5 protein-coding genes are annotated in these 8,531 nt (G+C 53.0%); 3 read left to right on the top strand and 2 right to left on the bottom strand.

Features of this window, described 5'->3' with window-relative positions:
- The first annotated feature begins 158 nt into the window (after nt 1-158).
- Entirely contained in the window at nt 159-1,982 is a 1,824-nt protein-coding gene (locus ACP5D0_RS06905) for a GGDEF domain-containing protein (RefSeq protein ID WP_472364929.1), read from the top strand.
- Nucleotides 1,983-2,073: 91 nt separating this feature from the next.
- Nucleotides 2,074-4,626 (top strand): EAL domain-containing protein, encoded by a 2,553-nt coding sequence (locus tag ACP5D0_RS06900; RefSeq protein ID WP_472364928.1) that lies wholly within the window; start codon nt 2,074-2,076, stop codon nt 4,624-4,626.
- Between the two features lie 23 nt (nt 4,627-4,649).
- On the opposite strand, the gene ACP5D0_RS06895 is transcribed toward ACP5D0_RS06900, so the two are convergent.
- Both ACP5D0_RS06895 and recQ read right to left on the bottom strand, forming a co-directional pair.
- The gene (locus ACP5D0_RS06895) at nt 4,650-5,105 is read right to left on the bottom strand and encodes a YaiI/YqxD family protein (RefSeq protein ID WP_472364935.1); all 456 of its coding nucleotides are present in this window, start codon (nt 5,103-5,105) and stop codon (nt 4,650-4,652) included.
- A gap of 44 nt (nt 5,106-5,149) precedes the next feature.
- Nucleotides 5,150-7,015 carry a DNA helicase RecQ gene (gene recQ, locus ACP5D0_RS06890; protein WP_472364927.1) on the bottom strand — a complete coding sequence of 622 codons (1,866 nt, stop codon included), beginning with the start codon at nt 7,013-7,015 and terminating at the stop codon, nt 5,150-5,152.
- 188 nt (nt 7,016-7,203) lie between these two features.
- On the opposite strand from recQ, the gene ACP5D0_RS06885 reads away from it, so the two are divergent.
- Nucleotides 7,204-8,403 (top strand): methyl-accepting chemotaxis protein, encoded by a 1,200-nt coding sequence (locus tag ACP5D0_RS06885; protein ID WP_472364926.1) that lies wholly within the window; start codon nt 7,204-7,206, stop codon nt 8,401-8,403.
- Nucleotides 8,404-8,531 lie beyond the last annotated feature (128 nt).

Below are 8,531 nucleotides of genomic sequence, written 5' to 3'. Positions count from 1 at the left end.
ATTAAACAGCCATAATTAAACAGCCGCATTCAACCCAGCCACATGAGCCCCAACATTAATTCGCTTGGCAAATCGGGTCAATTTGATAGAATGAAAACTGACAGTACCCGCTATGATAACGCCACAGGCTCATCGCTTACAGCTCAGGAAACGACACTTTGTCTGCAACCCTTCTTCGCCACCGCTCTTTACTGCTGACGGCTCTGGGCGTTTTCATCGCAATCCAGGTGATCAGTCATTACTGGACACAACGCCTTGACAGCCAAATCGAACAGGTGCGTTACCAGAATCTGGCGCATATTATCACTCAGGATTTTCACCATCAGATCCAGGAAAAGCAAGCCGCCTCCACCGCCATTGCACTCACCCTCGCCAATGACGTATCCCATCTTTTAGCGGAAAACACGCCTCTGCAAAAAAATGCGTTTAACCGCCTGATCGCTGAAATCACCCAAAAATCCAACTACAAAAATCTGTGGATTCAATTGATCGACGTCCAGGGGCACAGCGTCTATCGGAACTGGACAACGCAAAGCCATGGCGCCCTCCATTTAAACAGCCTGCCGACGGCCGACTCGCCGTCTCAGGTAACCTACCAAAAAGACATTCTCACCAATCGCTACGATCTGGTCATCCAAGTCACCGCCCCAATTTACCATCAACAAAAACCGGTGGGCTACCTGCGGCTGATCTCGCATTTCAACTCCATCCAGCGCTATTTTGAAGGCAAAGGCATTCAGTCACTGGCGGTGGTGCCGCCACAACAGGCGACCCGCATTCAACACCCCTTCAGTCCGCACTCGCTGGGGGGTTATTACATCGCCAACTTAACCCCCAACCCAGCGCTTCTAAACGAAATCACGCCCGAAAACCTCCAGGCCTGGACAAATCGCCCTTTCACCCGACTGAAGGCGCAAAACACCTTGGCCATCTCCATCCCAATTCTCAATCAAGCTAATGATTTACAGGGATATTTTCTGGTATTTTACCCACTGGATGTTTCCAATCAAATCGACACGGAACTGACGCTCAACAGCACCCAAAACCTCATTCAAACGGTGAATATCAGCCTATCACTGCTGTTACTGGCTGGCCTGGTCATTTTCATCCTGAACCAACAACGCGACTATTTCCAGCGCATTATCAATGCCGAAGAAGAAATCGTCCTCGTCTCCACCGGAGATCGCATGATTGATGCCAATCAGCAACTTTACAACTATTTTGAGTCCTTCCGTCACAACAAACACTGTTGCATCTGCGACTATTTCGAACCGGATCAAGGCTACTTACAAAAACAAATGGGCGATCAAAACTGGTTGGAACACCTGCTCAACCATCCCAACGAAGTCCACAAAGCCAAGTGCCGGTTACAGGATCGTATTTACATTTTCAAACTCAAAGCCCACGCCTTTAACGCCCGCCAAAAACTCGCCGTGGTCATCCTGGTGGACATTACCGAGCTGGAACAACTCAACCATCGCCTACTGGAACAATCCCGCATTGACGAACTCACCCAGATCGGCAACCGTCGGTTTTTCAACGACTTTATTGAGCGCGAAGTTCAGCTGGCACAGCAGCAAGGCTATCCACTGTCATTGATTTTTTTCGACATCGACCATTTCAAACGGGTCAATGACGACTATGGCCATCAAATCGGCGACGTGGCGCTTAAAACAGTCGCCCGCGCCGTATCAAAGCAACTGCGCGACTCGGATGTGTTCTTCCGCATCGGCGGCGAAGAGTTTATGATCGTACTGGCGCACCATCCACTGGAACACGCCCAACGAATTGCCGAGCGCCTGCGCAAGCAGGTTGAAAGCCTTCAAGACCCCAAGCTGCCGCGCCTAACCATCAGTTTAGGCGTATCGCAACTGGCTCAAAACGAAACCCTCGACCAACTGTTAAGCCGTACCGATGAAGCCCTGTATCAAGCCAAGTCAGACGGACGTAACTGCGTGCGCCAAGCCGCGGCTTCAGGATAAAGCATCTCGATTAAACGATTCAAACGCGGTTTCAACTCGAATCGTGGTAAAATAATCTGTTACGTTAACATATCTGAAATCCACTATCGAAATGCCTATTCCTCTGCTCGGCTCGCTTTTAAAGCGTCTTCTGAAACCCTTGAACGCCCAGTCCGACACCGCCAGCCTAGCGGCACGGCATCAACGTCTGCTTCACAACATTGGCGAACGTTTTTGTGGTTTCACCCTGTCGGCGGACACACTGCGCGTTACCGAGATCGGCACTCAGGCCAACCGCCTCTTCAAGCGCCCCCCGGAGCAGCTGCTTCAGCGTCCCCTTCTGGACGCCATTGACTGGCTGGCCGAAGATAAACAACGGCTGGAATCGGCACTGCAATGCTTGCCCGAACAGCGTCAACACACATTGGAACTTCAGTTCACCACGGCGGAAAAAGACATTCGCACCACAAAACTGAGCTTAGACCTCATCTGCGATACTCGGGACGCCCCCTTAAACACCCCCTTATACATTGAAGGGCTTTTCGAAGACATCACCGATCAAATTCAAGCCCAGCATGAGCTGGTTCAGGCCGCCAATGTGTTTCACTATTCGCAAGAAGGCATTATCATTACCGACCGCACCGGTCACATTCTTAACCTCAATGACGCCTTCAGCCGCATCACTGGTTACAGCAAGCAAGAAGTGCTCGGCAAAACCCCCAATATCCTCAGTTCCGGCAGGCACGACAAACTGTTTTACGCCGAACTGTGGCAGGAGTTATTTGCAAAGGGCAGCTGGTCGGGCGAGATCTGGAACCGTCGCAAAAACGGCGAAATCTACCCGGAAAAAATGACCATCAGTTCCATTCTGGATGACAACGGTGCCCCACGTGAGTTCATCGCCCAGTTTTCCGACATCTCGCTACAGAAAAAACAGCAATCGCAACTCGAATTCATTGCCCATTTCGACCCGCTGACCGGTCTGCCGAACCGCACCCTGCTGGCCGACCGACTCAACCAAGCCATCAGCTATGCCAAAGGCCACCAACTCAATTTAGCGGTGCTGTTTATTGACTTGGACGGCTTTAAAGCCATTAACGATTTTTTCGGCCACCAGGCCGGTGACCAGCTGCTGATCAGCATCGCCACTCGCCTAAAGCGGGTGCTGCGCGAAGAAGACACCATTGCCCGCATCGGCGGCGATGAGTTTGTTGCCGTGCTGCTCGACACGGAAGACACCCCAGAAACACACGACATGCTCGAACGTCTGCTGCGCGAAGCGAGCAAACCCGTTAGTTACGAAATCAACCAACTTCGTGTTTCCGCCAGCATTGGTGTCAGCTTCTACAACCAACAAAACGAACTCGACGCCGACCAGATTATCCGCCAGGCGGATCAAGCCATGTACCAAGCCAAAATGAAAGGCAAAAACCAGCTCTACGTTTTTGAAGAAGAAACCTACGGTGCTCTGGCGCAAAGCGAAGAACTCAAAGCACTGGAAGCTGGGCTGAATCGTGGGGAACTGCGGCTGTTTTTCCAACCGAAAATCAACCTGCACACCGGTATTATATTGGGCTTTGAATCCCTGATTCGTTGGCAACATCCAGAAAAAGGGATCTTGCCACCCATCGCATTTCTGCCCCTGTTACGCGACCATCCGCTGAGCGCCGAAATCGGCTTCTGGGTGATCGAAGCCGCACTCAAGCAGATTCAGGCCTGGCAAAATACCGGTTTTGCCTCCATCAACCTCAGCGTCAATATCGAAGGCGACCTGCTGCAGGAAACGAACTTTGTCGATCGCCTGCGTTATGTGCTGCAGGCCTACCCGAGCATCCAGCCGTCACAACTGACACTGGAAATTCTGGAAACCTCCGCTTTGGAAGACATCTTCAGCGTCTCCAAAACCATGAAAGACTGCTCCGATCAAATCGGCGTGCGTTTTTCCATTGACGATTTCGGCACCGGCTATGCTTCCCTAACCTACCTGAAACACCTGCCAGTGTCCGAGCTGAAAGTGGATCAAAGCTTTGTCAAAGACTTGCTCACCGATCCGCAAAGTCTGTCCATTATGGAAAGCATTATCGGCATGGGCGAAGCTTTCCAGCTCGATGTCATTGCCGAAGGCGTGGAAACCGACGAACAGGCCACCTTGCTGCTGAAACTCGGCTGCCAACAGGCACAAGGCTATCACATCAGCCGCCCCATGCCCGCCGAGGCCGTGCCGAAGTGGATTCAACAATGGCAAGCGCCACCGCACTGGCAACGGATTCACACCCTGTCCAAAGAAGACCTGACACTGGTCGTCGCCGCCACCCAGCATCGCGCTTGGCTCAAACAACTGCATGGCTACATTTACGATGAGATCGACACCCCACCACCGCTGGAAGCACATCAATGCGAGTTCGGGCACTGGCTCAAGCAACACGGGCTGGACGTTTTTGAAACCGCCAGCGCCCTGGAAACCGTGGAAAAGCTGCATGAACAGGTGCACCAAGCCAGCCATCAAATCGTCCACTTAAAACAAAACGGCGAGCTAAAAACCGCCAAGCAACGGCTGGACGAGCTGGAGCATTTCAAAGACGGCATTCTCAACCAACTGAACCAGCTAACCCAAGCCGAAAACTCCGCCAAAACCCCAGCATCGAAAGCGCCTGCACCCATTTGACCAGGCCAGGTGAAAGCGCACGCCTATCCCTTAGGCCGCCGTGCCAGCCAAGTATCCAGATGTTTCGCAAAGGCCTGACGGTCTTTGGGGTTGAGTGGCGGCGGTCCACCGCCGACTTCCACGCCACTGGAACGCATCGACTCCATAAAGTCGCGCATGGTCAACTTTTGTTTGATGGTACTCAGGCTATAAAGCTCCCCTCTCGGGTTCAACGCCTGAGCGCCTTTTTCCATCACTTCTGCGGCCAGCGGAATGTCCGCCGTCACCACCAAATCCCCAGGCCTGGCGCGTTGCACAATTTCATTGTCGGCGACATCAAAGCCTTTTGTCACCTGCAAAAATCGCAGCCAAGGCGATGGCGGCAAGCGCATGGCATGGTTCGCCACCAAGGTGGTCAGGCACTGCGCACGCACGGCGGCTTTAAACAAGATTTCTTTTATCACCACTGGGCAGGCATCGGCATCCACCCAGATCCCCAACGCGGTCGGCACATCTTTTTCCGGTTCGAACTCGGTCACCTTGCTCACTCCATTTGCCGCAATTGGGCTAAAAATTCAAACCCGTAACGAGCCAATTTATTTTCACCCACACCATTAATGCGCAATAACTCACCATCGGTTTTCGGCAGGCGCTGCGCCATTTCAATCAGCACCGCATCGCCAAACACCTGATAGGCCGGGCGTTCTTCGCTGTCGGCAATCTCTTTTCGCAAACGCCGCAGCACTTCAAACCGCTCCATTTCCGCCAGCGATAAATCCGCTTTTTCCAAACGAGCGTTTTTGTCCCACCGATGGCCCTTTTCACCAGGCCTGGCGGAAGCGCCCAAGCGGGTGCGCGGCTTCGCCAGTTTTAGAGGCACCTCGCCTTTGAGCAAACTGCGCGACTTTTCGGTCAGGCGCAGGACGGAATAGTTTTGAATGTCCTGAAACAAATACCCCAAATGCACCAACTGACGCAGAATATTTTCCCACTCCGTTGTTGAATATTCCTGACCAATGCCATAAGTGCTGAGCTGCTGGTGCCCCTGACGGCGAATGCGCTCGTTATCCAAACCGCGCAACACCTCCACCACATAGCGCAAGCCAAAACCTTGATTAAGACGATAGACACACGACAAGGCCTTTTGCGCCGCCACGGTGGCATCGAAAAATTCCGGCGGATTCAAACAGATGTCGCAATTACCACAATCCTGATCGGAGCCTTCACCGAAATAATTCAGCAACACCCGCCGCCGACAGGTTTGCGACTCGGCAAAATCCACCATGCTGGCCAGTTTCGAGCCTTCCACCCGTCGCTGATGCTCATCCGTCTGGTGATCCACAAAATGCCGTGCCGTCATCACATCCTGAGCGCCATACAGCAGCAGCGCTTCCGATGGCAGACCATCGCGTCCGGCGCGTCCGGTTTCCTGATAATAGCCTTCAATGTTTTTCGGCAGATCGTAATGCACCACAAAGCGCACATTCGGTTTATCAATGCCCATGCCGAAAGCCACCGTGGCCACGACAATATCCACTTCATCGCGCAGAAACCGCTGATGCACCGTTTGGCGAATCTCGCCCGGCAAACCGGCATGGTAAGCCGCCGCCGCATAACCATTCTCCTGCAATTGCAACGCCACTTCTTCCACCCGCTTGCGGCTCAAACAATAGACAATGCCGCTCTCCTGCCGGTTAGAGCGCGCGGATAAAAACGCCAACAACTGCCGCATCGGCTGGCGCTTCTCCAGCACGGTGTAACGAATATTGGGGCGGTCAAAACTGCTGATGTGTACTTTCGGCTGCTGAAGGTGCAGGCGTTGCAGAATATCCTGTCGCGTGGCATCATCAGCGGTGGCCGTCAGCGCAATAAACGGCACCTGCGGAAAATAGGTGCGCAACTGACCAATCTGACGATATTCCGGGCGGAAATCGTGCCCCCACTGCGACACACAATGGGCTTCATCAATCGCAAACAAAGCCACCGGCAATTGTTGCAACTGCTGCAAAAAAGCGGCCTGAAAGAGCCGTTCAGGCGAGACATACAGCAAATCCAATTGCCCCGTATGCAACTGCATCAATACCTGATCGGCCGTCTGAACATCCAAAGTGGAATTGTAATAAGCGGCCTTCACGCCATTGGCCTTCAAGCCATCCACCTGATCCTGCATCAAGGCAATCAACGGCGAGACAACAATGGCCGTCCCTTCACGCAGAAGGGCGGGCACCTGATAGCACAAGGACTTGCCGCCGCCGGTCGGCATCAGCACAAAGCAGTCCTGCCCGGTCAGCACATCCGCAATGACATCGGCCTGATGCGAACGAAAGGCTTCAAAACCGAAAACGCTTTGCAAAACACGTAACGACGCCTTGGTCGCATCCGAATGGGGTTGGGAGGACGTCACGCTCATGGAAAACGGCGCTTTAAATACAAAATCGGCAAAAGAGAACAAATCATGGCGCTTATTTTACAGAATCCCACCCTGCTTGGACTGAAATAATCCGACCATCAAACAGTTTAATAGTCGTTCATTCCCCTCTGTTGGCCAAGAATTTGCTTTGACTCTTTTCAGTCAGATTTTTACACGGATGAACGGTTATGTTAGTCAGCAAAAAGTCCAAACCCAGCATACTTGGCCGGATGCTCGCGGCGTTTCTCGCCTTCGGTTTTTTTATGGGCGTGTCCTTTCCAGTGTTCGCCAATCTGTTTGTGGAATGGAAACCCGGCATGCTCGGCTGGTTTATCCTCTCCTGCATCATCGCCGGACTCAGCATTGGCGTATTCAACTACTGGCTGCTCAACACCATGCTGCTGAAACGACTCAAACGCATCGGCGAAGTCGCCAATGCCATCAGCCACAACGACATTTCGCAAAAATGCAGCCTAGTCAGTGACGACTTTATCGGCGAAATGGCTAACAGCTTCAACCTGATGGGACAAAACCTCAGAGACATGATTCAGCGCATTGCCGAAGTATCAGCAAAACTGAATCAATCGGCGGAAAAAATGGTCGCCGTCACCCACGAAACCCAAGACAGCATTCAGCAACAACAGCAAGGCACCGAGAAGGTCGTCTCGGCACTGGAGACAATGACCCACACCGTCGGTGACATGAACCACAATTGCAACGCCGCCAGCCAAGCGGCCAGTCATGCCGACCAAGCCACACAACAAGGCACAGACGTCGTGCAAGCCACCGTCAACGCCATTCAGTCGCTGGCCGATGAAGTGGAACAAACCGCGCAAGCCATTCAACAACTCAAAGAAGACAGTGAAAACATCGCCAGTGTACTCGATGTAATCAAAGACATAGCCGAACAAACCAACCTGCTGGCGCTCAATGCCGCCATCGAAGCGGCTCGCGCAGGCGAAGACGGACGTGGCTTTGCCGTGGTGGCCGACGAAGTGCGCACCCTCGCCAGCCGCACTCAAGCCTCCGCCAAACAAATCGAAACCATGATCGCACACCTACAGGACGCCGCGTCCGACGCCGTTGACGTCATGAATCACGGCCGCGAAAAAGCCAACAACAGCGTTCGCAAAGCCAACCAAGCCGGACACTCACTGGCCTCCATCGCCGAGGCGGTGCGAACCATTACCGAAATGAATACTCAGATCGCTCAGTCCGCGAAAGCCCAAAACAACCAAACCCAACTCGTCAACCAAAACGTCGATCAAATTCGCCACACCGCGCAAACGGTTACCCAAGGTGCCGCCCGTACGGAACAAGCCAGCCAAGAAGTCGATCAATTCGCCAACCAACTGGCCGAACTCATCGGCCAATTCAAAACCCGATAACACAGAATCGCATCACCCAAACGACCAGGCCTGGCGTTTATGGAAAACTGCGTCATCCTCAGCGAAGCCGAAGGATCTCCCGCCGACGGTGCCAACCTAAATCAGATCCCTTCCGCTTCGGTCGGGAT

The sequence above is a fragment of the Hydrogenovibrio sp. genome (assembly GCF_049975065.1).
Lineage (GTDB): Bacteria > Pseudomonadota > Gammaproteobacteria > Thiomicrospirales > Thiomicrospiraceae > Hydrogenovibrio.
The sequence above is the reverse complement of the archived record's forward strand: the minus strand, read 5'-3'. Positions and strand labels throughout refer to the sequence as shown.

Excerpts from the sequence above, each read along its gene's own strand:
- ACP5D0_RS06900 (WP_472364928.1), top strand. The coding sequence starts at position 2,074 with ATGCCTATTCCTCTGCTCGGCTCGCTTTTAAAGCGTCTTCTGAAACCC.
- recQ (WP_472364927.1), bottom strand. The coding sequence starts at position 7,015 with ATGAGCGTGACGTCCTCCCAACCCCATTCGGATGCGACCAAGGCGTCG.
- ACP5D0_RS06885 (WP_472364926.1), top strand. The coding sequence starts at position 7,204 with ATGTTAGTCAGCAAAAAGTCCAAACCCAGCATACTTGGCCGGATGCTC.